The following is a 1,453-nucleotide window of genomic DNA, read 5'->3' as shown; positions in this document are numbered from 1 at the left end:
TGTTTTCGTTGTCGGCGCTGGGCAAGCCGTGGGAGGAACTGCCGGTCCGCGGGCGCGAAGACGTGGAACAGGAAACCCAGCAGGGTGCCTTTGCCGCCACCGTTCTCCAGGCCGATGACGACGTGGCCGCCGGTGTCCAGGTCGAGGGTGAGATCCGGATACGCCACTTTGTCGCGGCTTTCCGGGCCGGACTGATTGTCTCTGACGCGCAGGTTGACGATACGGAATCCTGTGATCGGGCCCATTATGCATCCCCTCGGATTTCCGATCCTGTTGCGCCGTCAGGCCGGTTCACCGCACTGAATTTCTGTAGCCCTACGAATACTTCATCGCAGAACATATCCTCGTAGTGGGCGAGGATTCGTCGTTTCGGACGGAAAACGGTATCGCGCGCAGGCGTGTCGCCGGACTTGCTCAGCAGTCCCTTCTTGCTCAAGAACAGCAGGACGTCGTACACGAGATGGGTGGTGTCGACGCGGCTGGCGCGTTGCTGTGTCGGGGTGTCGCCCAAGGCGGTCAGTTGCAGCCACTGCCACCATACGGGTGGGTCGTCGGAGTCCGGGTCCGGGTTCTGCTGGTCACAATATTCTGCGTAGGTTCTGATGAATTCTTCGAGTTCACGGACCGGAACTGCCGGGGGTCGCAGCGTGGGGTCCGCCAGCAGGTCTTCGAGGTCGGCGGCCGATGGGGCAATGAAGGCGAGCAGAGCGGGGATGACGAGCATTCTGCAGGCCCGCTCTGCCGGTCGCGGTGAATTCTTGTTCCAGGGCAGTTCACTGGCTGCTTCCGGCCAGCACCACGGCCCGTCGGGGTCAGATCGCAGGATCAATCCGCTCTCTGTGCGCACACTGCTGACAGCGCACTGGGCGCCCTCGAGGAAGTCGTCGACGAGTTGCTGGAATTCCGCGTCACTCTGATATCGCGTGATCAGGCGTTCGTATTCGGCTGCCTCACCGGATCGTCCCGGGGTTACCGACATTTTGGTGGCGAAGGAGATCAACCGGCCCGTGTCGATTCCGTCCATCATGGTTCTCCTGACGATCGGTGGCTTGTCTGATGTGGTTCGGGTTCGGCAGGCAGTATGAGCAGGTCGTCCCCGGTTACCGCGCCGGCGTCGATCGTGGCGCCGGTGCGCACGACCACGACGCGCGTGCGGTCGATGTCCGCTTCGCCGTCTGCGGGTGCCTCGGCTCCGCCTGTGTAGGCGGTGCCGACAGTCACCGCGACCGCCCAGGGCAGCAGGATCCGTTGCGCCGGTGATAAGTCCGGAGATCGGCTGGCGTGCGTTGATGCGGAGGCGAGTAGTTCTGTGAGGCTGGTCGGTTGTGTCACTGTGGCCAGGAGTTCATTGACGGCGGCCACCAGGGCTGGGTCCAGTTCGCTCGTGTGGTCGCCGAGTTCGCCGACGTCGAAGGGATCGGGAACCGGTCCTGATCTCGGGGAGCGTTTGGCG

Annotated in this window: 3 protein-coding genes; all 3 read right to left on the bottom strand. The window is 63.3% G+C overall.

All coding sequences use genetic code 11. The features are described 5' to 3' along the window. Positions 1 to 245, bottom strand: a 245-nt coding sequence (locus ABZ824_RS39725; protein ID WP_356970055.1) for a hypothetical protein, incomplete at its 3' end; no start/stop codon positions are given. Further along, complete coding sequence (locus tag ABZ824_RS39720; protein ID WP_356970054.1) at positions 245 to 1,027, bottom strand: hypothetical protein; 783 nt, start codon at positions 1,025 to 1,027, stop codon at positions 245 to 247. The genes ABZ824_RS39725 and ABZ824_RS39720, both read right to left, overlap by 1 nt. Continuing rightward, positions 1,024 to 1,453 (bottom strand): hypothetical protein (locus ABZ824_RS39715; RefSeq protein ID WP_356970053.1); only part of this gene is annotated, 430 nt, incomplete at its 5' end. The genes ABZ824_RS39720 and ABZ824_RS39715, both read right to left, overlap by 4 nt.

The organism is Nocardia sp. NPDC047038, assembly GCF_040644075.1.
Classification (GTDB): Bacteria; Actinomycetota; Actinomycetes; order Mycobacteriales; family Mycobacteriaceae; genus Nocardia; species Nocardia sichangensis.
The sequence above is the reverse complement of the archived record's forward strand: the minus strand, read 5'-3'. Positions and strand labels throughout refer to the sequence as shown.

Excerpts from the sequence above, each read along its gene's own strand:
- ABZ824_RS39720 (WP_356970054.1), bottom strand. The coding sequence starts at position 1,027 with ATGATGGACGGAATCGACACGGGCCGGTTGATCTCCTTCGCCACCAAA.